Here is a 24,250-nt window from a genome sequence, read left to right as displayed (position 1 = left end):
ACCTTGCGATCGGTGCTGATCCCATTGACTAACCATAGAAATTCTGCTGTAGATTCAAGAAGTTTGCTTCTTTTCTCTTTGGTAAGCCTGCAATAGATATTCACCATTGAAATGAATCAGGTGAGTTGAATCTTCAGCAACCCAAACATCTGTTTCCCAAGCAATCTCTGCCAGATATGCCACCATTGCCTTACGACTAAGAAATGTTGTTACCATCACCAGAGGTATTTGGACACCTTTAAATAACACTTCAAGTTCCTTCTTCCGTTTAGGATTAATTGGACCGTGTGAGGTTACAGCTTCAATCAGCACCAACCAGTTATTTGTTGTGAAATGAATGATTACATCTGGCATTTTGCCGTGGGAATCGATGTTAACGCCTAAATCTGTCAATGCTGCTGCATCAAAGTGGGCGAATTTTTCATCTGTATCGCCAACATAGATCAGCTTTCCACTAGGAGTAAAACGAGGGGCAAAATCATTAATAATTTTTTCAATCAGAATATTCTGACCACCTGGTGATAAAGTTTTAATTTTTCCGTTAATTACTATTGGAATACGCGACATTTCGCGCTCTTGAGCATATTGCTTTTTCAGAGTTTCAACTGAAGTAAGGTAGGTATGAATGCTCTTTTCCCATTCGTCAGTACCGTAGGTTCGTAATAGTTCGAGCGCACTCTCCTCTATCTGATACACAGTTTTAGGACTGTTGATAGGGCGGTTTAAATCATCTGGATTAGCAACTATCAAAGCTGCATCCAAAAATTGATGCACTGTCTGGCGGCGAACTGTTTCTCGTGTATTGGGCTTATAGGTTTTGCCATAATGTTGAGCCATAAAGTCCATCATCGGCGTAACTCCCATCAAAGGGGAAGTTGCTAATTGCCAAGAGTCAGTCGGTTTTAAGTCAAGCAACGCTAAAAGAGTTAAAGCTGACCGTTCGTTAAGCTGTTTTCGTGGAAAGCCTAATTGTGTCAAGATTTGCAGCGCTTCATCAATTCGAGATTTAGTTGCAATTGGATTATTCTCTGATAGATTCGACATACTCAGTAGCTGATTTTCGATAAGTTGATCAATTTTCTGCAAAGAAGGAAACTGCTCTTTAAACCCCGTCCCTAACAACAATAGCTGTGACAAATTAGGGTATTTTAATTTTCGCAAATCTGTTGCATTGACCTGAGTATGTCCATTGAACAACCGAAAAAAAGCATCAACTAGTGTTGAGTTGAGATAAACGGCAAGCCCACGAGCCAAAGTAAGGCTAAGTCCACGCCCCTTTTTGTGAAAGTAATTTAAGTGATTTTCAAAGCCGACATAGGCATAATTAAATTGATCGGCATCATAAACCACCGCAACAATACGCCTTTTCTCTTCTTTCGATGAGAATCTTTTGCAGAGGACATAATGCTCATTTGGGATTAGAAGATTTCCTGTTTCTTCTATATGCACTATCGCTTCTGGCTTTTTGGTTATTTTTGGGTACTCTACATATCCATTCGATAAATTCACCGGATAAATTAAAGGAACAGTATTGTTTTCCAAATTTTTCCTTAGATAATCTTTTGCTCGAAAATCTACTACCCGTCCGGTTGAAACTGTTAGCCCTAAATCTTTCAACGTACAGGTTAAAAGTGCCATTTGCTGAACGATTTGCTGGCTAATCTTATCTGGAATAATATGAATAAACTGCTCTATATCGTTGAGATGAACCAAGTCCGTATATGGTACAGAGTGTGACATGAACAAGTCATCATTAGCACCAGAACTAGTATTGATAATTACGCTGCTAGACTTTTGCTTTTGTTTTGTAGCTTGGATGATCATAGTTTCTTGCAAAACATGATCGTCACTAAATGCTTCTTGCCGCGACTCAAAAAGATGTACTTGCTGTAAAGCCATCATCTCTAAAAACATCTTGCGAAAGTCACGGAAATATGGCCCATTACAAAAACTGCGCGGTGTAATTGCTACAAACTCCCCACTGGGTTTTAGAAGTTGCGCTGTAGCAGCCATAAAACCAGTATAAAGATTGCTAGTTTCCAAACCGATGGAACGCAGCAATTCGCGCACCTGGGAATTAGCATTGATTTTCAAATAAGGCGGGTTGAGGATAGCATGGGTAAATTCTGTTGCATTTGCACTATTCAATAAACCAATCTGAAGCAGCCTGACTGCATCTTCGATAAAATCAGTCTCACGAATTTCGTAATTGAAGCAAATACCAATACTTTCACATTTCCTCTTACATAGCTCTAGAGTCTGATGCAAATATCCAATTAGAAAAGGGTCAATTTCATAAGCTACAACGCACAAACTCGACGTGTGTTGTGGATGCTGGCATACTTTTTCCACAAAAGCCGCTAGTAATGAACCGATTCCTGCTCCAGCATCAAGCAAGGATATTTCAGGTAAATCTAGCCGATTAAACATCCCAGCCATTAATTGGGCTACTGAGGCGGGGGTCAAAAACTGACCCATTGACCCTTTTTTGTCTTGCTTTAGCTTTAAACTTGTTATAGCCCGACGAATATCCACTTCTGCAAGCAAGTTTCCACTTGATAGTTTTGCAAGGCTAGTAAAATTCAAACTACTGTTATGACTTGCTATTAACGCTCTATTGCTTGATGGGACGATCACGGTCTGTGTTATTAATTGCGATCAAGTTTACAACAACTTTAGGGTATCCTGATGCTGAAGCAGACCACGTTTGCGATCGCGTAGTGCAAAATCTTAGTACAGTTTTGCCTAAAAGCGTAGCCTTGTTAATGTAGGGGAACACATTAACAAGGCAGCCAATACATTCACAATGCAAGCCGATGCATTCACAAGGCGGCCGACGCATGGCATTGCAGGGTATGACCAAATTTAATTCGCTACAAATTAATAAAATGTTGTACTTAGTAATTTTGAGACTTCCGAAGCGATGCTAACTTAATATACTTGCGTAGTGACAACATAGGGATTGATAAACTTGAAAACTCTTGTGTAACTCACAAAAGTCCTGCTGATTCATATAATCGTTTGAGCATTGCTGAAATCTTTGTACTATAATCTAAATCTGCTGACCACCGCCCTGATAGCTGATCGATTAATGGCGCAATCCCACGTGTGACAAAGCGAAACCTTGGATCTACTACTTCCTGTACCAAAGGTTCTAAACTGGCGTAAGCTTTCAAATGTTGGATGTGCGCCCTAACTCCAATTCTGGCACTTGGAAAAGATGCAGCCTCCGAACCGCCACCGATCGCACCTAAGCCGGCAAAGTTATTTTGCTCAGGTTTAATATCACCACCAAACCATAAAAATCCCGTTTCTACACACATTTGGCAAAAGGCAATATCATAGTTCACTCCCTCTATACCTGCTTCTTCCCGATAGAGTTTTGGGATGTCAGGAAACTTTGCTAAAGCATTTTCATTATTGTTTCTCAGAAATAATTGTAACTGGACTTCGGAAGTATTACCGTTTGACATCACCCGCGAAAATTGACCAGGGCAAACCACCAAATTTGAGCGCAAGCTAACAGTACGCGTTGCCGCATCCCAATTGACTGCAACATTAAAATCTCGCAGTTCGATCGCCTTGACATAAACTATTTTGTGATAAGTAATCCGATTGACATTAGCTGCTTTTGAAAGGTCAATTCGTAGAAGGTCTACTAAATCAATGGGGATGTAAGCATTACCATTAACTAAAATTCCTTGTTCTGTGTAACTTTGTCCATTAATATTAATATTAATAGGCGGATAATTTGCTTCGGCTGGAGTTCCAGGAGTGGGATCAATTACACGACTCCAAGTCACCAATCCATCGACAATTCCCAAAGCAAAATCGCGGCGACGAGTTTGCAGCAAAGCCCGATCCTCTGGATTGCTGAGAAACCCCACTTGCATCACCAAAGCTGGCAGCGTTGTCTGGCGACAGAATGCTAAACTACCCAATCCACTATCTGTATCTGGTTTGACTCCGCGATTCGGTAATTGGGGTACGCGGCGCAATAACCCCACTAGTAACTGTTCAGCATTACTCTTGCGATCGCTATTATTAGCAATGTAGAAAACGCTAGCCCCACGCACAGAAGGGCTGTTAGCCGCATTAGCTGCAATTTCTAGAGCGACATCACCCCGGCGGCCACGAGAATTGATCCAGGTGATAGTTTGGGCGGCGCTCAAGTCATCAGGAACCGCCAAAATTTCCAAACTCCGCGCCCTCAGTTCAGTGACAATCAAATCCCGCAGCAGAATCATTTCTTTCGCTTCACTTGTACCACCTGCGATCGCACCTTGATCTATTCCTCCCGCTTCTTTGCCTCCATGAGCTGCTGATATAAAAATACGCCCCATTTTCAGTATTTCCTCTGATAAAATTAAGTCTAAGCAATTGTATACATCATTCTTGGTCTGGCAACAAGAATATAATAGCTATCAGAAGTCTAAAGTCATTTGTCCTTTGGTATTTCTCCAAAGTTCATGACCAATGACCAATGACCAATGACTAATAACAAAGCCATGCAAATCCCCCGCTTGCACCCAGATACAATTGAGGAAGTTAAACTACGGGCTGATATTGTAGATGTCGTCTCTGAATACGTAGTTTTACGCAAACGCGGGAAAGATTTCGTCGGTTTGTGCCCCTTCCACGATGAGAAATCTCCCAGTTTCACCGTCAGCCAAACCAAGCAAATGTACTATTGCTTTGGCTGTCAAGCTGGGGGAAATGCGATTAAGTTTGTCATGGAGTTGGGAAAGCGCTCTTTTGCTGACGTGGTGCTGGATTTAGCACGGCGTTACCAAGTACCTGTGCAAACTCTCGAACCCGAACAACGCCAAGAATTACAGCGTCAGCTATCTTTGCGTGAGCAGTTATATGAAGTTCTCGCTTCCTCAGCCCAGTTTTATCAACACGCCCTCAGACAATCCCAAGGGCAAAAAGCACTTCAATATTTGCAATCTAACCGCCAACTCAAAGAAGAAACTATACAGCAATTTGGTTTAGGTTTTGCCCCCGCAGGTTGGGAAACTCTCTATCGTTATTTAGTGGATGATAAACATTACCCAGTGCAAATTCTGGAAAAAGCGGGATTGATTAAGCCACGCAAGGAAGGGGGCGGTTATTATGATGTATTTCGCGATCGCCTGATGATTCCGATCCGTGATGTCCAAGGGCGCATCATTGCCTTTGGTGGGAGAACTCTGACTGATGAACAACCTAAATATCTGAATTCACCCGAAACCGAACTTTTCAGTAAAGGTAAAACCTTATTTGCCCTCGATCAAGCTAAAGGTGGGATTTCTCAACTAGATCAAGCGGTGGTGGTAGAGGGATATTTTGATGCGATCGCTCTCCACGCTGCTGGTATTAATAACGCCGTCGCCTCACTCGGTACAGCCTTAAGCTTAGAACAAGTCCGGTTAATATTACGCTACACCGAATCGAAACAATTAGTACTCAACTTTGATGCTGATAAAGCTGGAACCAATGCAACCGAACGGGCGATTGGTGAAATTGCCGAATTAGCATATAAGGGCGAAGTTCAGCTAAAAATTCTCAATTTACCCGATGGTAAAGATGCTGATGAATATTTGCATAGCCATACTCCCGAAGATTATGGAGAACTGCTAAAAAATGCGCCACTTTGGCTAGATTGGCAGATTCAGCAAATTATTCAAGACCGTGATTTAAAACAGGCTACTGATTTTCAGCAAGTAACTCAGCAAATAGTCAAATTACTTAAAAATATAGCTAACAGCGATACGCGAAATTATTACGTTTCTTATTGTGCAGAAATACTCAGTTTGGGAGATACCAGACTTATACCCCTACGAGTCGAAAATCTGCTAACTCAAATTGCTCCGGCTGCGGCTACATACTCTAAGCCCGTATCAGCGAAGAAAGCATGGGGAGGTGGCAAAGTTTCTCCCTCTCCACTCCCTACAGAACGCAGTCTTTTAGAACATGCAGAGGCGTTATTGCTACGAATTTACTTGCATTGCCCCGAACAGCGTCAAGGAATTATTGACGAACTAGAGGAGCGAGATTTGCAATTTAGCCTTTCGCACCACCGATTTTTATGGCAACAGATTTTAGAAATTTTATCCGATGATGGAGAGACGAAAAATTTTGCGTCTCCACCAAATTTAATTTCCCGCCTCCAAGACCAGTTCCTAGAATTTGATAGCGAGATCGGTTTAATTTCCCATTTATTTCATGTGGATGAAAAAAACCAGAAAGAAATACTGCGGACTCCGCAAGTAGTTCAAGCTGCGATCGCTTGCATGGATTTGGTAATGCTTGAAAAACGCTATCGTCACTTTTTGGAATTATGGCAACAAACCGATCCCGAAGCGGAACCAGAGCGTTATCAATCGTATTATCAGGCTTTCTACGCTGAAAAAATCAAGCTGCAACAAATAGACCGACAACGATTATTTTCCATCACAGAGTTATTGTAGTTTTGCACCTAAGCCTAACTTTAACTCTTGATTAGAAATCAATGTTTCACTGAACTGTATTGGATTAGACCTGATTTTTCACGTTATATGAAAAAACCAACGCCAAACCTAACCCTCTAACCCCCATTTCCTTGTAGGGAAGGGGGGAAATTTCAAAGCCTCTCTCCTCTTAAGAGAGAGGTTTGGAGAGAGGTTTTCCAGTTGAACAGCTAAAAAAGATCAGCGATCGCGTTTAGCAGAACGGCGCGATCCAGACGAACGAGCGCCAGGTTTCTCGCCATTGGTGGCAGGTGGCGCTGCTTTACGTTTAGCCGATGTCTGTGGTAAAGGTTTAGGAGTACGAGCCGGACGCTTGTCACCTCCAGGCTTGGCTCTATGTTGCCGTCCATTTGGGATTGCTTCTGGCTCAATGTCGAGGTTGGGTGCAAAACCAGCGATCGCTTCCCTTGGCAAGCGCTGTTCGATCAGTTTTTCGATCTCTTTCAATAGAGGGTATTCATCGACGCACACCAGTGATACAGCTTCACCTGATGCGCCAGCGCGACCGGTGCGACCAATGCGATGAACATAATCTTCTGGTACATTGGGCAGATCGAAGTTAACGACATGGGGCAGTTCGCTGATGTCAAGACCCCTAGCAGCAATATCTGTCGCCACCAATACTTGTAAGCTGCCATTTTTGAACTTTGCCAGAGCGTTAGTACGCACCGGCTGGCTCTTATTACCGTGGATTGCCAAGGCTTGAATGCGGTCTTCGCCCAACTGCTTCACCAAACGATCAGCGCCATATTTAGTGCGAGTGAACACTAGCACTTGATACCAATTGTCTCGCCGAATCAGATGAGCCAGTAATTGGCGTTTCTTGTCACGGTCTACTTGATAAATCTTCTGTGCGATCGTTTCGGCGGTAACGTTGCGGCGTGCTACCTCAATCATCGTTGGGTTATTGAGCAGTCCGGCGGCCAGTGCCTTAATTTTGTCCGAGAAAGTAGCGAAGAATAGCAAATTTTGTCGCTGTTTGGGCAGGAGTGAGAGGATGCGGCGGATATCATTAATAAAACCCATATCCAGCATCCGATCGGCTTCATCCAGCACCAAAACCTCAATCTGCGATAAATTCAGCGTACCCTGCTGTACGTGGTCTAGCAGTCGCCCTGGAGTCGCGACCAAAATATCCACTCGACCCCTCAAACGCTGTTTTTGCAGATTAATACTGACTCCGCCAAACATCACCATCGAGTTGAGATTTAAGTACTTGCCGTACTCACGCACGCTTTCTTCCACTTGTGCAGCGAGTTCGCGAGTCGGGGTGAGAATCAGCGCCCGGATTGGTGGGTATCCATTAGGCGTACCTTTGCTCTTGTTAGACGACAATCGATGTAAGAGCGGCAGTGTAAAACTAGCGGTCTTGCCAGTGCCAGTTTGTGCCCCAGCTAATAAATCTTTACCCAACAAGACAGCAGGAATGGACTGCATCTGGATTGGCGTGGGTTCCGTGTACCCTCGTTCGGTAACAGCACGGATAATTTCATTGGACAAGCCGAGATCGGAAAAAGACATAAGACTCCAAAAATAACATCGGCCTGTCGCCAATGATGGCGTCAGTCTTAGGCGGACGGATAAAAATCATGGAAAAGCTGGATGGGCAATAGCGCAAAGACTGAGAGCGAGTGCCTCAGTCCCTCATTCTATCAGATTGCCGTCTATTGTGTGGTTAAAGTTGCTCTGATTCAGTGTTGTGTTAAATTGGCATTACCTGCTTGTAAAGCAAAGTATTGAACAAATGGGAGAAATTCATTATCGCAATCCAAAAGCAACTGATTAATTCACAAATCAAATCACCTAGCGTCTTCTTGATTGACCATGAGAATAATAATCGTGGTCTGATCGACACCAATGAGGCGTTACAGCTAGCTGAAAGCTTAGAGCTTGACTTAGTTGTAGTCTCTCAAGGTAAAGACGCTCCAATCGCGAAGATTCTCAACTATGGCAAGCTTCAGTATCAAAAGAAAAAACGTCAGAGTCAGAGTGCTAGACCCACGGTTAAGGAAGTTCGATTCGGTCTAAACGTAGGTGTGGCTGATTACAATTTACGCATCGAACAAGCCGGTGAGTGGTTGAGTAAAGGCGATTCTGTCAAGTTTGCCATTCGTTTACGAGGCCGAGAACATCAATATCGTGACAAAGCGGGAGAACTGCTAGACCGAATTGCAAACGATCTCAGTCAAGTTGGTAAAATCCAGTCACTGGATAAACGCGCCCTAGTTGTTCAAGTTATTCCTGCTTAGTTATCTGGCGATCGCTAGAGGATGTATTGGTGGCAGCTTGTAAGGAACGAAAAAAGCCGGATACAGTACTGTAGCTTCTATGGAAAAAACAGTCAACTGTTACTCAAGGTGAATTTTATTTTCCGACCAAACAAGCGCCACGCGCCGGGATAATAACCAATCAATCGGCGCATTTAGTGATTAGGTGTGTTAAGGCATCAATCAAGCGATCGCTTTCCATTGGTACAATGTCCTGTCCATGCATCACATTTTGAGTAATATGAAAATGCACTAATGCTCCTAAGATAATTCTCGCTGTCGCCTCTGGGTCAGGTATCTTTAATTCTGGAGCCGCCAAGTAGTGAGTGAGAGTTTCCGCTACTGGCTTAATCATCACCCGAACACAAATTTGAGCTAACTCAGGAAAACGCCCAGATTCCCCGATTAGTACTCGCATAAATGCACTATGTTCTTTGTCGTTAAGCATCTGATCTAATGCTTTAGTTACTACCTGGCGCACTATAGTGGCTGGTTCTCCCTCAATCGGTTCTGTGCCAAAAATGGAGCTATTCTTTTTACTTGTCAGTTGCTCTAACAGTACTTTAAATAGTCCTTCTTTATCTTGAAAGTGGCTGTAGACTGTGGCTTTAGAAACACCTGCTGCTACTGCTACCCGATCCATGCTCGTACCAGCATAGCCATTTTGGAGAAACTCTTGCATTGCACCTTGCAGAATTTGCTCTACTTTATCAACGGAATTATCTCGATCGACTTCGTCAGTTTTGATGCGTACCATTTATTAATTATCCTTTCTTCTCAACAATATTAATAGATGCTGCAAAATGCTTTAGTACAAAATTGCGAAAATAAATATACCCTTTGATAAAGCCCCAAAGCCTCTATTATCAGCTTTCCTCTCCTCTACTTTTTTGTAGTAGACAATCAATCCCAATAGGGAATAGCATTCCGCAGCATAAGGGATTTCCACTTAAAAAAATATCCCGTCTAGGGACACAATACCTGTGCCCATACAAATCTAGAAATGATTGGGGATAATTTATTTTTTGCAAGTCTCTCTAATGCCAAGCAAATTGATTGACAAATTTAGTTGTGTTCTATTGACTAAACTAGTCCGTTTAGTTTAGCATAAATTGAACTGGACAGTTTAGTACAGGTTGCTACTGGTGGTAAGGGGGAATAAGATGAGGGAAAACAGGAATTCAGAGGGTTTAGGGTCTTCTCAGAATCTTTTGCGATCGCCACTTCTACTTGCAATACTTACATCTCTAGCAATAGGTGGAATCAGTGTTTATACGTTGATGAAGCTTCAGGCTACAGCTAATGAAAAGCAAACAGCACCAGTAGCAGTTCAGCCAGTGGTAAAAACAGTAACAGCATTAGGGCGGTTGGAACCAAAGGGAGAAATAATAAAACTGTCAGCGCCTTCTTCTAATGAAGGAAATCGGGTAGAACAACTATTGGTGAAAGAAGGCGATCGCGTCAAAGCTGGGCAGGTAATTGCAATTATGGACAACCGCGATCGGCTACAAGCTACTTTGAGTGAAGCCCAAAAACAAGTTCAAGTTGCCAAATCCCGCCTTAACCAGGTAAAAGCTGGAGCCAAACAGGGAGAAATTGGAGCGCGCCAAGCTACGGTAAATCGCGTGCAAGTAGAACTACAAGGAAACATAAAAACTCAGCAAGCCACAATTAATCGTCTAGAAGCAGAACTCCTTGGACAACAACGCAGCTTGCAAGCAACAGTTGCTCGCGTGGCAGCCGAGAGACGTAATGCCCAAGCTGAGGTACAGCGCTACGAGACTTTATATAAAGCAGGAGCAATTTCTAGTCAGGAAGTTGATAGCAGACGTTTAAGTGCCGAAACTTCCACTCAAGCGTTAATTGAAAGCCAAGCCACTCAGACAAGAACTGTCGCAACCCTACAACAGCAGATTAACGAAGCAAAAGCTAACCAGGAGCAAACCCTCGCCAGCTTGCAACAGCAGATTAACGAAGCAAAAGCTAACCTGAATCAAACTGCTGAAGTCCGTCCGACAGATATAGCAAATGCACAAGCAGAGGTAGACAGCGCTCAAGCAACCGTAGAGAAAATTAGAGCAGAACTGGCACAGGCATACGTTGTAGCTCCAAAAGCTGGTCGAATTTTGGAGATTAATACACGAGCCGGAGAAACTGTTGGCGATGAAGGAATTGTGGCTCTAGGTCAAACCGACCAGATGTATGCAGTAGTAGAAGTCTACCAAAGTGATATCAAGAAAGTGCGTCCGGGACAAGAGGTGCTGGTAAGCAGTGATTCTTTACGCAATGAATTAGAGGGAAGAGTGGATTGGATTGGTATGCAGGTAAAGCGGCAAAATCTAATTAACGCCGATCCCTCTAGCAATATTGATGCCAGAGTAGTGGAAGTCCATGTGCAACTGAATAAACTATCTAGCCAAAATGCTTCTAGCTTAACTAATTTGCAAGTCAAGGCGGTAATTGAACTGTGATTGGATTTATCCAGCAACTGCGGCGGCGAACGCCTTTAGGATGGCTGCAACTGAGTCATGAAAAAGGTCGTCTTTTGGTGGCATTGTCAGGCATTGCTTTTGCCGATGTTCTGATGTTCATGCAGCTAGGATTTCAGACTGCCCTGTTTGAAAGTAACACAATCCTGCATCGTAGTATGCAGGCTGATATGTTTGTCATCAGTCCCCAAGCACGTAACCTAGCAAATATGTCTAGCTTTACGCGGCGACGCCTGTATCAAGCAATGGATGTACCTGGTGTAAAGTCGGCAGAAGGAATGTATATTAACATTGTTGATTGGAAAAATCCCCAAACACATCAGAAAACGACAATATTAGTTATGGGGTTCAATCCCGATCGGCAAGTGTTTAACTTAGCAGATGTCAATCGCCAGATAGATGCTGTTAAGCTACCAGATACCGTTTTGTTTGATCGCGCCTCTAGAGGAGATTATAATGATGCGATCGCTAAAATTGACCAAGGTAAAACGGTCACAACCGAAATAGAACGCCGGACAATTACGATTAGCGGCTTATTTTCAGTCGGGGCTTCCTTCATCGCCGATGGTACTTTAATCACCAACGACCAGAACTTTCTGCGACTATTTCCCAGACGAGAAGCTAGCGGTGTCAGTCTCGGTTTGGTGCAACTACAACCAGGCTACGACCCAAAGCAGATGAAAGCAGCTTTAGAAGCTTATTTAGATGATGATGTCAAAGTTTTAACCAGAGCAGAATTTATCGAATTTGAAATAAATTACTGGAAAACAAATACGGCCATCGGGTTTATCTTCAGCCTGGGTGTAGCAATGGGATTTATAGTAGGCGTGATTATCGTCTATCAAGTTCTTTCTACAGATGTGAATTCCCATATTAAAGAATACGCCACTTTCAAAGCAATGGGGTATAACAATCTCTACTTATTAGGTGTGGTGTTTGAAGAGGCAATAATTCTGGCAATTTTGGGCTTTATCCCAGGAGCGATCGCACCTTTAGGACTTTATGCTTTAACTCGCAATGCCACCAATTTACCACTTTACATGACCGTAGCACGCGCCTTAACGGTATTAACGCTGACTATGATTATGTGCATAATTTCTGGTGCGATCGCCACCCGGAAATTACAGTCTGCTGACCCCGCAGATATGTTTTAAATTTGTCATTTGTCATTTGTCATTTGTCCTTTGCAAATGACGAGCATCACGAGTAATCAAGCTATTTATGAGTAGTCAACCTGTAATCTCTGTTAAAAATCTCGACCACTATTTTGGTCATGGTCAACTCCGCAAGCAAGTTCTCTTTGATATCAACCTGGATATTAACGCCGGCGAAATTATTATTATGACAGGGCCTTCTGGTTCTGGTAAGACTACACTTCTCACCTTAGCAGGCGGCTTGCGTTCTGCCCAATCCGGCAGTTTGCAGATATTGGAACAAGAACTGTGTGGCGCTAGCAAACGACAACTTACCCAGGTGCGACGCAGTAACGGTTATATTTTCCAAGCACATAACTTGCATGGTAGTTTAACGGCACTCCAAAACGTCAGAATGGGCTTGGAAGTGCATAATAATATTTCACCGGCAGAAATGAAAACCCGGTCAGCCCAAATATTAGAGGAGGTAGGATTGGGAGAACGCTTGAATTATTATCCTGATGATTTATCTGGGGGACAAAAACAAAGAGTTGCGATCGCTCGTGCTTTGGTTGGTCGTCCTAAAATTGTTTTAGCGGATGAACCCACCGCCGCCCTTGACAGTAAATCGGGACGAGATGTGGTCAACCTCATGCAAAAACTAGCTAAAGAACAGGATTGTACTATTCTCTTAGTTACTCATGACAACCGTATTCTAGATATTGCCGATCGCATCGTCTACATGGAAGATGGCAAGTTAGTAAATGACCGTGCTGTTGTTGCAGCAGTTTCAACAAACGGGGGATGATACAGTATGAGCGTGATCAAAAATTAATGGCTCATGAGTAACGAAATTACTGAAAAGTTAAAACAGGCTTCTGCTGATTTGTTAATGATGAGCGAGTCAGACTATCCGTTTGAGGTTTTTTTATGGACTGATCAAGCTAACACTCTGACAACTCAAAAACTACTCCAGCTAACAGATCATCCCCAAGACTCGTCGGTTGAAGAAGTGGCTCTAGATTATTTATTTCGGAATTGTGCCTCTGAACAAGAGTGGCACGACGAACAACAAAAACAGAATGTTAAAAAATTTCAAACACTTGTGCAGACACTTAAGGATAACCTCAATGAAATCAAAGTTTATCGCATAGGTACGATAGATATTGATGTTTATATCATTGGCAAAACCTCATCTGGAGATATAGCAGGACTTTCCACTAAAGTTGTGGAAACCTAGTAGTTAATTTGTCGTAATGACGCTCTCTACGATATGCTCTTACTAGCTTGCTTCTTTGCAGAAGTCCGCAGACTCCTACCACTGCCCTAACGTAATTCGTAATTAATTTACAGATTAACTCAATTTATTAATTGAGAATAACAAATTTATTAATTACGAATTATGTAAAATGTGCGTGGTTTTGATTGAACTATAAATTGTCAACTCTAGATTCAATCACAGATTGAACAGATGTGGACACATTAGATAATAAATTGAAACCTGTTTGAACTTCAATTGAGTCAACAGAAACTCTATACGTTTTCCAATCGTTGTTTCTTATGCCTTGAGTGTTGGGCATATTGACGCTGATAACCCTCGTATTAGTTGTAACCCCAGACGCTCCAGCACCAGGATCATTTACTACAATAACCTTCCAAACCCTATTCGGAACTTGAACATTGCCATTAGCAATTGTATATTTTATGCCATTGGAGCCAGTTCCACCCATACCGTAGATGCCAGAAATAATATATAGTTCTTTGCCCCCAGTGACTAAGCTTCTCAAGTAGTTTTCTAGTGAAGCCCATGGCCCCTGATTATTATCCGGTGACTGTGGCACCATATTCGTCATCAGGAAGGTTGCAGAGTTATCTGTTACTGTCCTTGTTCTATCAGCAGAAGGTGTCATGTGTCCTCTATCAAACCCGCTACCGGAATAGTCAGAGCCACCTACCTGATACCATCCTGTAGGGAGGGTGGTATCAGCGCGGAAGTTGTCTTGCCTAGGTGCCGAACCCAGCCACGAGGAATTTAGCTGCCAAGACACCCAATTTGGAGTCCCTCTATCACGGCTGTAACTCAGCGCATACTGCGGTTTTACTAATAAATAGTTGTTTGGATATGAGACACTTGTGATTGCATTACTTGGATTGCCCAAGGTTAGATGCACACTTGATGATTGTGCTGTGGTTGGGCGTAAATACCCGATCAAAGCTATAGATAGTGCTACAGCTACACAAGGCAGCAGAAATTTAAAAAGCCTAGTTTTTTTCATGTTTTTAGTATTTAAATACAAAATTAGTGTCTATGGCTTATGTCCCAAATATCAAGTATTCAGGGATACAAAAAGTATAAATACTGCAAATTATTGAGCTGATTCGAGAGCGATGAAGAGTGCTGATTTCAAAGACCATCCACAAGGAGCGGGGCATGTAGCAAGCACATCAGTGCTGAGTACAGGGGTAGAGGCACACATCTGTGCGCCCCTATTATGTTTATTTATATTCACAAAGAAAAATTTAATATTTTAAACATGCATATAATTTTAAATTTCCATAACAAAATAATTTAAAGAGGAATAAAAAAAGAGAATAATTAGGTAAAGATAATTAAATTTAACTATGTTATGGCGAGGGTAAGATATGTGCAACTACTATTTGCCTTATGATCGTGTAGGGTTATCCCGTCCTAGATATCACCAAAGCTTGATATTAATCTAAATAGCTAGGAATGACACAAAAATTTCTGTCTAATTACTTAATTTGTATCTGATTGTTGGCACTGCTACAACCCGTAATTTTGAAACCGTTTACTATACCTGAGAGCTTTCATCAACCAAAGGTAGTTTGCCAGAAAAATCAACCTCTGATTCAGTAAAATGATTTATTGTTTTCTTAGCTATCTCAATCACCTAGTTTGAGTAAAATGTCAACAATTTATAATTTTGTTATGGACTTTTAAGTGATAAATCAACAATAACTGCCTAAAGAAGTAGAAATTAGCAAATAAGTACGGAGAAAAGTCTAATCTGTTCTTTTTTCTGCGCCACTAGTTAAGAGGTAATCTATGGTGCGAAACTCAAAGCTAGGGTACAGAACGTTCCCTAAGTCTATTCTGCGTCCATCTGTTGCTATAGGTATAATTGCATCTTTGTTGGTTGGCGGAATAAGTTTTTATATAGTAAAACGCTGGCAAAATTATGCAAATCCAGAGGCACAAGTGCCAGCAACACAATTGCCACAGTTAAAAACTGTAACAGCTTTAGGGCGGCTCGAACCACAGGGAAAGGTAATTAAACTCTCTGCTGCGGTGTCTGCGGAAGGAAGTCGGGTAGAAAAGTTGTTGGTGAAGGAGGGGGATAGGGTAAAGGCGGGACAGATGATTGCAATTTTGAACAGCCGCGATCGCCTCCAAGCATCTTTAAAAGAGGCGCAAGAAGAAGTGAAAGTAGCCCAAGCAAACCTAAACCGCACCCAAGCAGGCGCTAAACGCGGTGAAATTGCCGCCCAAAAAGCTGCGATCGCTCGTCTAGAAGCCGAACGCCAAGGTGATATTAATGCCCAAGCGGCGACAATTGAGCGATTCCAAGCCGAAGTGCGTAACGCCCAAGCAGAAGACGAACGCTATCAGCAACTATATCAACAGGGCGCAATTTCCGCTTCCCAACAGGATAGCAAGCGTTTAAATTTGGAAACCGCCCAAAAAAGCTTGCAAGAAGCACAGGCACTATTAAATCGTACCCAATCCACTAGCCAGCAACAAGTTAAACAAGCCACAGCAACACTTGATGAAATCGCTGAAGTGCGCGGAGTCGATGTAGAAACTGCTAAAGCGGAAATTAATCGTGCCGTAGCAGCCATGAATCTGGCAAAAGTCAATCTCAATCAAGCTGAGGTGCGATCGCCCCAAAATGGACAGGTATTTGAGATCCATACCCATCCGGGGGAATTAGTATCAAATGATGGCATTGCAGATATCGGCCAAACCAGCCAGATGTATGTCATAGCCGAAGTCTACGAAAGCGATATCGGCAAAGTGCATTCAGGGCAGCAAGTGCGAGTATTTGGTGATTACCTGCCGATTGAATTGCAGGGAATCGTAGATCGCAAAGGCTTGCAAGTGCGACGGCAGAATGTCATTAACACAGATCCTGTCAGCAATATCGACAACAGAGTAGTAGAAGTCCATATCCGACTAGATGAAGCTTCCAGTCGAAAAGCTGCCACCTTAACCAATATGCAAGTTAAGGCAGTAATTGAATTGTGAAAAGGGGATTGGGGACTGGGTACTAGGGACTGGGGACTGGTTACTGGGAGATTCTGAAGTCGATGAACAAGTCCCTAATCCCCAATCCCTAATCCCTAATACCCAGTCCCTAATCCCTAATACCCAGTCCCTAATTATGAGATTGATCAAACAACTGCGACGGCGAACCCCTCTAGGATGGCTGCAATTGAATCATGAAAAAAGCCGTCTTTTCGTGGCATTGTCAGGTATTGCCTTTGCGGATCTCCTGATGTTCATGCAGCTAGGCTTTCAAACTGCGCTGTATGACAGCAACACCAGACTACATCGCAGTTTGCAAGCAGATATTGTTTTAACCAGTCCCCAAGCCCGTAACTTGCCAAGCTTGTCTACATTTTCTCGTCGGCGACTTTACCAAGCAATGGATATACCAGGGGTGAAGTCGGCAGAACCAATGTATTTCAACAATATAATCTGGAAGAATCCCCAAACACATCGGGAGACAGGGGTCTTAGTTATCGGCTTTAATCCAGACAAGCCAGCATTTGACTTACCCGATGTTAACCAGCAATTGCAAGCGATTAAAATGCCGGATACCGTCTTGTTTGATCGTGGTGCAAGAGGAGATTATCAAAAAGCGATCGCTCAAATTGACCAAGGTAAAACCCTGACTACCGAAATAGAACGGCGCACCATTACCATTAGTGGCTTATTTCAAGTCGGGGCTTCCTTTGGTTCTGATGGCAACCTGATTACCAGCGATCAAAACTTTTTGCGCCTATTTTCTGGGCGACAGTCCAGCAGTGTCAGTCTAGGTTTGATTGTTCTTAAACCAGGCTATGACCCGAAAAAAGTAGCCGCAATGCTCAAAGCTTACCTCAGAGATGATGTTAGAGTCTTAACCCACGCCGAATTTATTGAATTTGAGAACAACTTCTGGAGAACAAATTCCCCAATTGGGTTTATTTTCAGCATGGGTGTATCAATGGGCTTTGTGGTAGGCGTGATTATCGTCTATCAAGTCCTCTCCACCGATGTTAATGCCCACGTTCGGGAATACGCCACCTTTAAAGCAATGGGATATCGCAATTATTACCTGCTAGGTGTAGTGCTTGAAGAATCGTTGATCTTGGCAGCATTGGGCTTCTTCCCCGGATTGGGAGTTTCCTTAGCACTTTACCAACTGACTCGCAGTGCCACAAATTTGCCTATGTATATGACTGCGATTCGGGCATTGCAGGTATTAGTGCTGACTATCATTATGTGTACAATTTCTGGTGCGATCGCCACCCGCAAACTCCAAGCCACCGATCCCGCTGATATGTTTTAAATTTGTCATTGGTCATTTGCAAAGGACAAAGGACAAATGACGATCGTCACGAGTAATCGATCTATTTATGACTAGTCAATCCGTCATCTCCATCCAGAATCTCGACCACCACTTTGGTTACGGTTCACTCCGCAAGCAAGTTCTATCTAATATCAACTTAGAGATTAACGCTGGTGAAATTATTATCATGACTGGGCCCTCTGGTTCTGGAAAGACTACCTTACTGACCTTAGTGGGTGGGTTGCGTTCTGCCCAATCTGGTAGTTTGCAGGTGTTGGGACGAGAACTTTGTGGTGCTAGTGCTGAAGAACTAGTGCAGGCGCGACGCCGTAATGGTTATATTTTCCAAGCACATAACTTGCATGGTAGTTTGACGGCACTCCAAAACGTCAAAATGGCTTTGGAATTGCACAAACATCTTGGGTTAAAAAAGATGCAAGCTAGGTCAGCCCAAATGTTAGAGCAGGTAGGATTAGGAAATCATTTGCATTACTATCCTGATAAACTGTCTGGGGGACAAAAACAAAGAGTAGCGATCGCTCGTGCTTTAGTCAGTCATCCTCAAATAATCCTCGCGGATGAACCCACCGCCGCCCTTGACAGTCAATCAGGACGAGATGTAGTCAATCTCATGCAAAAACTGGCGAAAGAGCGAGGCTGTACTATCTTGATGGTTACTCATGACAACCGCATCCTAGACATTGCCGATCGCATCGTTCACATGGAAGATGGCAAACTCAAGTCAAAAGTAATACTATCAGCCTAAAGTTGATCAACGCATTCCATCATTTAGAACTGATTTATAAAGTAAATCTTAAGTCTGGCACGGCAAGACTAAATTTGTGCTTTATATTTATGGTTTTTTGGCGCTAAAACGCTACTATAAGTAGATTTTAAAATACTTGCATTATTTAATACATATTTATTGATCCTAGCCGATTTACTTACCTGGTTTAGGTGATTTCCCTATACCGATTTCAACCTAACAGTGTGATATTAGTGTCCAGTTGAATAAGTGTCCAGTTGATTCCAAGATTTCCTTCAAGTATTATTATGTAATGACTGTAACCACAACGAGTTTTCTTTGTTGCTTAACAAGTGACACCTATGGCAAGCCACGAGAGGGTTCTGTCATCAATCTGGTTAAATTTTATGCTCATTGCTAATGTCATATACTTTGGTTATTAGAGTTAAGACCAATTCACGCAAAATTACAGATAAAATGATTCGCCCTTGCAATTCATAAGTACCTGGAGAATTTCCTGACATTTATGGTTGTCAACAACATCGGCTTTAAACAGGAAACACTAGTGATCATAAGCTAGTCTATTTTCCAACACAAGCAAGGGATTTTTTGTAGTTCTATGATTATTGAGAATAGTGCTAGTAGTTCAAATAAAAAGTTGCTCGGTTTTGATGTTAAAACTTTGACAGCAAATCGCCGTGCAATAAATGTGTTAAGGGGAATATTTGCTGTTCTCCCGATCACCTTGGCATTGCCTGTAGATGCTTTACAAGTAAAGGTGATTCCAACTAATCCTAAATTAGGGGATACACTCTCGGTGGAGATTAATCTAGATAATCCAGAGAATCGTACAAATCCAACAGTAGCTAGTGGTAAAAATACATACCCGGCATTTGAAATTGCCCCCAATCAATATCGGGCTTTTGTTCCCACAACCCCATTAGAAAAAGCTGGAATTAGAACACTCCGAGTTGCAGGAGATGGTCAAGTACAAAACTTGGCAGTGAATGTGCTTAATCGCCAATTCCCCGTACAACGCATTACTTTGCCACCTGGCAAAGCCGGAGTGGATGCCACAGAGTATGAACTTAAGCGTGTGGCAGCTTTTAAGGCGCTACAAACACCAGAAAAGTATTGGAATGGAGTATTCCTCAAGCCAAATGCAGGGCGGATGAGTACAAACTATGGTGTACGTCGCTACTATAATGGTACATTTGCAAAGGACTACTATCATCGTGGTCTTGACTACGCTGGTGCTGCCGGTTCACCGGTAATTGCCCCAGCCGCTGGGCGAGTTGCTTTGGTAGGTAGGGTATCCCAAGGGTTTCGGATACACGGTAACGTAGTTGGCATTGACCACGGTCAAGGAGTAACCAGTATTTTCATGCACCTGAGTCGTATTAACGTTAAAGAAGGTGATTTTGTGAAAGCTGGTCAACTAATTGGTGCAGTAGGTTCAACAGGTGCAGCCACGGGGCCACATTTACACTGGGGTCTGTATGTCAACGGACAATCTGTTGATCCCACACCTTGGCGAACTAAGGTTGTTAACTAGTAGAGGCGGAATTGATCGCGTCTGTGTATAATTTGTGTATTTTTGCTGAGAATTAAGCAAAATAAATTGGATTGATACCGTCCCTACCAAGCTTTGCCAACATAAATGATGATAAGCGCTATGAGTATCGAAAAAATTGTAGAACAAGCTCTCCAGGATGGTTATTTGACACCAGCAATGGAAGCAGAAGTCGGTAGAATCTGTGACAACGCCTCGGAACTCTCAATTGAAGAGTATATGGCGCTGGATCGGCTGATGGGTGCGCTATTGACTGGTGAGGTAGTGGCGGTACCTCGCAAACAATTCATTAACGTTATGGAAGAATTGGTGCTGACGGAAGCGATCGCACGAGTCGCAGAAATTGAAGCCACTAGCGAAAGTTCTCTAGATGTTGGGGATATTGCTGCTTACGCTCTCAATCGGCTACCACCTTTGTATGCTACTACAGAAGAAGGTGCCAACTTCCAACGCCAAACGGCTCAGGCACAACTACAAGACTTAATTTCTCAGCAAGTAAGTGAGGCAATTAACCGTTACCTAGATCGACCCAATTTCTTCCCAGAACGTCAAGCCTTGGGCAAAAACACTGGCAATGAGGTTGTACGCCAAGTTAGTGCTTTACTCCAAACATACGCACCTAATTTTGAGCAAAAATTATAATTTTAATAGTCATTAGTCATTGGTCATTGGTCATTGGTTTTAGACAAAGGACTAATGACTAATGACTCTATAATTAATCACGCACTAACACTGTTGTCCCTAAACTCACTTGCTCATATAACAATCGGACATCAGAATTACGCATTCTTAAGCAGCCGTGGGATACAGCCGTTCCTACCAGGTCAATATCGGGCGTGCCATGAAAGCCAATTTCATTCCGTCCATCTGACCAAAAACCAATCCATCTGTCTCCCAAGGGACTATCCGTACCAGCCTGAAATACTTTGCCCGTAATTGGGTGGCGCCAGACTGGATAGTGTCGCATATGTATTACCTGGAAAGAACCTGTCGGCGTTTCCCAACCTTTCTTACCCACAGCAATGGGGTAGCTGGCTATCACCTCATCTCCTGCATATACATAAGTACGGCGATCACTTAAGTCAACCACCACTTGCGTCTTGGCATTTGCCAACCTATTAGATGGTATTTGTTGGGCTGAAGCCTGAGACCATAGACCTTTTGGCCAACTATCCACAACTGGATTTTGTCTTTCTACTTGCGCCACTAGCCGCGTCTGAGTTGGGAGTTCTGTTGCTTTAGCTACATTCTTTTTGATTATTTGGGGCTGGGTTTGAGGCTGAATATTAGAAGGCTTGAGTGTAGAAGTTCTCCGAGTAGTTGCTTTAACTACATTCTTCTTAATTATTTTCGACCTAGTAGCAGAATACTTGAGTGTAGAAGCCCTTCGAGTAGTTGCTTTAGCTACATTCTTCTTAATTATTTTCGACTTAGTTTGAGGCTTAATAGCAGAGGACTTTGCTGTAAACACCCTCTGGGCAGTTGAGCCTTGGGTAACTTCATCAGGTGGCACAGATGCACCCAGCGCAATTTCCCCTAAACTCGCTTGGGAAAGATTCTTGTAGGCTCCCTCTGACCGGCTTCCCTTAAGATTGCTTCGGGTAGAATCTCGCCGCATCGAAGTAGATGCAGACTTCTCATACTGCCGTTCCGCCGTAGTAATGCGCCAATGGACAGCTAAGGATAAAAATGCTGTGCCAAAGCAAAGCAGCATTACCATACGCCCTACAGATTCGTTTCTTACCATTGCCATCGCCTATTGTTTATCCTTGACATATCCAACCGACCATTTGGATGAGTTCATCATCCGATTATCAAAAATTTATCAATACTTATCATTTCCGCTATAAATCTGCCAACACCTCTGGGCAAACTAAGACTATGCGAATTGTCCCAGTGGCAAAACTCCAAGTGAGCAACCTCATTCCTCAAAAGTTCTGGGGGTTGTAAGCCAATACTTAGACTTTCTGGTGGAACTTTTGAAATGTAGCAATCAATCATTAATGGTGTAGGTGGAAGAAAAACCATGTTTGAAAAACTATTGCTAGCGGTCACAATTACATTTTCCCTCAATTTATTTTTTCAAGTTCGCATACCAGAGCAACATAACTCTAGTGCTGCCTACGGGCCACAACCAGAACAATCAGCCACTATTCTGGTAACAAAATCAAAAAATTAAATCACTATCTTAGCAACCACAGCAACTCAACTTCCAGAAATTATTACCAGAGTTTTAAAGGTATCAAGAAGTTAGAATTACAAAATTTTTATCTTCTCCTTATAACCAGATTTAATTATTTTGATCAAGCGTATATACCCAGTTGCTAAAATAACTCAAATGTGCATATTGCTGCCCCTTTCTTCGTTAATGGGTCTTGGGCAACTATGGGAGCAGTATAAGGAAAAAGTGGCTATCCTTATTGCTATAAATGTATCTAAAATTGTATGCTTCAGTGTTCCAGTCATGAATCCGTCACCTGAGCATGGAACTTCTGTCCTATTAGCAGGTCTAATAGATAGGGATGATTTAGAGCCAGTACGATCTATGAGTCAGTCGATTACTGTATCCTGGTCAACGGTTGATGCAAAGTATCCAGAAGCATCAGTGCAAGTTGACAAACTCCCTAACCACGATTTAATTTTGCGCTGTCAAGCCGGACTGCGACCAGATCGTGCTGCGTTTGCAGAACTATTACGCCGTTATCAAAGTCAAGTTGATCGAGTTCTATACCACCTGGCTCCAGATTGGGCTGACAGAGCCGATTTGGCTCAAGAAGTTTGGATTCGAGTATATCGGAATATTAACCGATTACAAGAGCCTGCTAAATTTCGGGGCTGGTTAAGCCGCATTGCCACCAACTTGTTTTACGACGAGTTACGGAAACGCAAGCGGGTTATGAGTCCTTTGTCACTCGATGCTCCCCGTTCCTTAGAAGACGGCGAGATGGATTGGGAAATTGCTGGTGATACTCCTGGCCCTGAGGAAGAACTGACAACTAGAGAATTTTACGAGCAATTGCGGGAAGCGATCGCGGATTTACCAGAAGTCTTCCGTACTACCATTGTCCTCAGAGAAATCGAAGGCATGGCTTATGAAGAAATTGCCGAAATCACTGGAGTTTCTCTAGGAACTGTCAAGTCAAGAATAGCCAGAGCTAGATCGAGATTGCAAGCCCACTTGCAGAATTATCTAGACTCCTAATTTACAGTATCTTGCCTCTGCCATTGGGCAGAATTTAAGCATAGATTAAGAATTACTAGAAAGACGTACATTGTTTCTGCCTTTAGGAGGAAAATTGGCTAATTTTCCCGAAATTCCCGCTCAGTTTACCCGTGTATGAATTGGTAATAATGTTAAGATGACTACTGATTCTCAGTTTTACGACCGTTCTCCTTTGCAACTTCCTCAAGATTTGTCAGATGGAATGGCCAAGCATACCAATGAATCAACGGGTCTTATAGATATGGTGAAGCGCGATCGCTTCGAGTTATTGAGTGCTTATCTTGATGGTGAAGTCACAGCCACCGAACGTAAGCAAGTAGAAGAATGGCTGGCAAATGATGCCTCCGTTCAATGCTTGTATGCCCGACTGTTAAAGCTGCGCCAAGGCTTGCGGACGCTCCCAGTGCCAGCAAGCCAACAGTCGCCAGAAGTAACGGTTCAGCAAGTTTTGACACGTTTGCGCCGCCGCTCCCGTTTCAACTGGATGGTGGGAGCTACGGCCGTTGCTGCTTGTGCGATCGGTGCAATATCAGGCTTAGTAGGTGGTGGTTCGATGGTGCAACAACTAGCACAACGACCACAAAGAGAACCGATACAAACGTCCTCAGCGTCTATAGTTCCCCCTTCGCCGCTGATGGTGGGACTAAATAACCCGGTAATTGAAATTCCGAAAGCAGCAGTAGCCTCTCCAGAAAATTCAATTTATCAGGTACAGCCGCAACAGCACGACTCCAAACAGGACATAAACTAATC

At 42.9% G+C, this 24,250-nt stretch carries 22 protein-coding genes; 16 read left to right on the top strand and 6 right to left on the bottom strand.

Translation table 11 applies throughout. The features are described from left to right. Positions 1-54: 54 nt before the first annotated feature. A complete protein-coding gene (locus tag HWQ44_RS15530; protein ID WP_292720007.1) occupies positions 55-2,547 on the bottom strand; it encodes a BsuBI/PstI family type II restriction endonuclease in 2,493 nt (830 codons plus the stop codon). Between the two features lie 77 nt (positions 2,548-2,624). On the opposite strand from HWQ44_RS15530, the gene HWQ44_RS15525 reads away from it, so the two are divergent. Then, complete coding sequence (locus HWQ44_RS15525; RefSeq protein ID WP_292720005.1) at positions 2,625-2,771, top strand: hypothetical protein; 147 nt, start codon at positions 2,625-2,627, stop codon at positions 2,769-2,771. A gap of 219 nt (positions 2,772-2,990) precedes the next feature. Here HWQ44_RS15525 and HWQ44_RS15520 read toward each other — a convergent pair whose 3' ends face one another. Next, the gene (locus tag HWQ44_RS15520; protein ID WP_292720003.1) at positions 2,991-4,343 is read right to left on the bottom strand and encodes an N-acetylmuramoyl-L-alanine amidase; all 1,353 of its coding nucleotides are present in this window, start codon (positions 4,341-4,343) and stop codon (positions 2,991-2,993) included. 165 nt (positions 4,344-4,508) lie between these two features. Between HWQ44_RS15520 and dnaG the strand changes: the two genes are divergently transcribed. Further along, positions 4,509-6,452 (top strand): DNA primase, encoded by a 1,944-nt coding sequence (gene dnaG / locus HWQ44_RS15515; protein WP_292720036.1) that lies wholly within the window; start codon positions 4,509-4,511, stop codon positions 6,450-6,452. Positions 6,453-6,671: 219 nt separating this feature from the next. Here the strand turns inward: dnaG and HWQ44_RS15510 are convergent, their stop codons facing one another. After that, the gene (locus HWQ44_RS15510) at positions 6,672-8,012 is read right to left on the bottom strand and encodes a DEAD/DEAH box helicase (protein WP_292720001.1); all 1,341 of its coding nucleotides are present in this window, start codon (positions 8,010-8,012) and stop codon (positions 6,672-6,674) included. A 215-nt stretch (positions 8,013-8,227) separates the two neighbouring features. Between HWQ44_RS15510 and infC the strand changes: the two genes are divergently transcribed. Further along, positions 8,228-8,740: a translation initiation factor IF-3 gene (gene infC, locus HWQ44_RS15505; protein WP_104907695.1), complete on the top strand. Its 513-nt coding sequence runs from the start codon at positions 8,228-8,230 to the stop codon at positions 8,738-8,740. Between the two features lie 160 nt (positions 8,741-8,900). Here infC and HWQ44_RS15500 read toward each other — a convergent pair whose 3' ends face one another. After that, positions 8,901-9,515 (bottom strand): TetR/AcrR family transcriptional regulator, encoded by a 615-nt coding sequence (locus tag HWQ44_RS15500; protein ID WP_292719996.1) that lies wholly within the window; start codon positions 9,513-9,515, stop codon positions 8,901-8,903. Between the two features lie 406 nt (positions 9,516-9,921). Here HWQ44_RS15500 and HWQ44_RS15495 point away from each other — a divergent pair, with 406 nt between their 5' ends. The 4 genes from HWQ44_RS15495 (at position 9,922) to HWQ44_RS15480 (ending at position 13,620) form a co-directional block, all read left to right on the top strand. Further along, positions 9,922-11,229, top strand: a complete 1,308-nt coding sequence (locus HWQ44_RS15495) for an HlyD family efflux transporter periplasmic adaptor subunit (RefSeq protein WP_292719995.1) — start codon at positions 9,922-9,924, stop codon at positions 11,227-11,229. Beyond that, positions 11,226-12,401 carry an ABC transporter permease DevC gene (gene devC / locus HWQ44_RS15490; RefSeq protein WP_292719993.1) on the top strand — a complete coding sequence of 392 codons (1,176 nt, stop codon included), beginning with the start codon at positions 11,226-11,228 and terminating at the stop codon, positions 12,399-12,401. Before HWQ44_RS15495 ends, devC (HWQ44_RS15490) begins: the two co-directional genes overlap by 4 nt. A 67-nt stretch (positions 12,402-12,468) precedes the next feature. Further along, on the top strand, positions 12,469-13,188 hold the full coding sequence (locus tag HWQ44_RS15485) for a DevA family ABC transporter ATP-binding protein (RefSeq protein WP_292719991.1): 720 nt from the start codon (positions 12,469-12,471) through the stop codon (positions 13,186-13,188). Between the two features lie 33 nt (positions 13,189-13,221). After that, positions 13,222-13,620, top strand: a complete 399-nt coding sequence (locus HWQ44_RS15480) for a nuclease A inhibitor family protein (protein WP_292719989.1) — start codon at positions 13,222-13,224, stop codon at positions 13,618-13,620. A gap of 190 nt (positions 13,621-13,810) precedes the next feature. Here the strand turns inward: HWQ44_RS15480 and HWQ44_RS15475 are convergent, their stop codons facing one another. Continuing rightward, positions 13,811-14,656 carry a DNA/RNA non-specific endonuclease gene (locus HWQ44_RS15475; protein ID WP_292719987.1) on the bottom strand — a complete coding sequence of 282 codons (846 nt, stop codon included), beginning with the start codon at positions 14,654-14,656 and terminating at the stop codon, positions 13,811-13,813. 791 nt (positions 14,657-15,447) lie between these two features. Between HWQ44_RS15475 and HWQ44_RS15470 the strand changes: the two genes are divergently transcribed. From HWQ44_RS15470 to HWQ44_RS15450, 5 genes are all read left to right on the top strand, one after another. Next, positions 15,448-16,647 (top strand): ABC exporter membrane fusion protein, encoded by a 1,200-nt coding sequence (locus HWQ44_RS15470; RefSeq protein ID WP_292719985.1) that lies wholly within the window; start codon positions 15,448-15,450, stop codon positions 16,645-16,647. A 136-nt stretch (positions 16,648-16,783) separates the two neighbouring features. Beyond that, positions 16,784-17,956, top strand: coding sequence for an ABC transporter permease DevC (gene devC, locus HWQ44_RS15465; RefSeq protein WP_292720033.1), 1,173 nt, complete (start codon positions 16,784-16,786; stop codon positions 17,954-17,956). 67 nt (positions 17,957-18,023) lie between these two features. After that, positions 18,024-18,722: a DevA family ABC transporter ATP-binding protein gene (locus HWQ44_RS15460; RefSeq protein WP_292719984.1), complete on the top strand. Its 699-nt coding sequence runs from the start codon at positions 18,024-18,026 to the stop codon at positions 18,720-18,722. A 598-nt stretch (positions 18,723-19,320) separates the two neighbouring features. Continuing rightward, entirely contained in the window at positions 19,321-20,256 is a 936-nt protein-coding gene (locus HWQ44_RS15455) for a M23 family metallopeptidase (protein ID WP_292719982.1), read from the top strand. 120 nt (positions 20,257-20,376) lie between these two features. Then, positions 20,377-20,916, top strand: coding sequence for a late competence development ComFB family protein (locus HWQ44_RS15450; RefSeq protein WP_179068053.1), 540 nt, complete (start codon positions 20,377-20,379; stop codon positions 20,914-20,916). 73 nt (positions 20,917-20,989) lie between these two features. Here HWQ44_RS15450 and HWQ44_RS15445 read toward each other — a convergent pair whose 3' ends face one another. Then, entirely contained in the window at positions 20,990-21,622 is a 633-nt protein-coding gene (locus HWQ44_RS15445) for a L,D-transpeptidase (protein ID WP_292720031.1), read from the bottom strand. Between the two features lie 446 nt (positions 21,623-22,068). On the opposite strand from HWQ44_RS15445, the gene HWQ44_RS15440 reads away from it, so the two are divergent. From HWQ44_RS15440 to HWQ44_RS15425, 4 genes are all read left to right on the top strand, one after another. Beyond that, positions 22,069-22,224 carry a hypothetical protein gene (locus HWQ44_RS15440; protein ID WP_292719978.1) on the top strand — a complete coding sequence of 52 codons (156 nt, stop codon included), beginning with the start codon at positions 22,069-22,071 and terminating at the stop codon, positions 22,222-22,224. A gap of 76 nt (positions 22,225-22,300) precedes the next feature. Then, positions 22,301-22,453 carry a hypothetical protein gene (locus HWQ44_RS15435; protein WP_292719976.1) on the top strand — a complete coding sequence of 51 codons (153 nt, stop codon included), beginning with the start codon at positions 22,301-22,303 and terminating at the stop codon, positions 22,451-22,453. Between the two features lie 366 nt (positions 22,454-22,819). After that, the gene (locus HWQ44_RS15430; RefSeq protein WP_099101330.1) at positions 22,820-23,476 is read left to right on the top strand and encodes a sigma-70 family RNA polymerase sigma factor; all 657 of its coding nucleotides are present in this window, start codon (positions 22,820-22,822) and stop codon (positions 23,474-23,476) included. Positions 23,477-23,633: 157 nt separating this feature from the next. After that, positions 23,634-24,248, top strand: a complete 615-nt coding sequence (locus HWQ44_RS15425; protein WP_292719973.1) for a transcriptional regulator — start codon at positions 23,634-23,636, stop codon at positions 24,246-24,248. The last annotated feature ends 2 nt before the right edge of the window (positions 24,249-24,250 follow it).

The organism is Nostoc sp. JL34 (assembly GCF_017114945.1).
Taxonomy (GTDB): Bacteria; Cyanobacteriota; Cyanobacteriia; order Cyanobacteriales; family Nostocaceae; genus Nostoc.
Note: the sequence above shows the minus strand (reverse complement) of the source record. Positions and strands in the feature narration are given on the sequence as shown.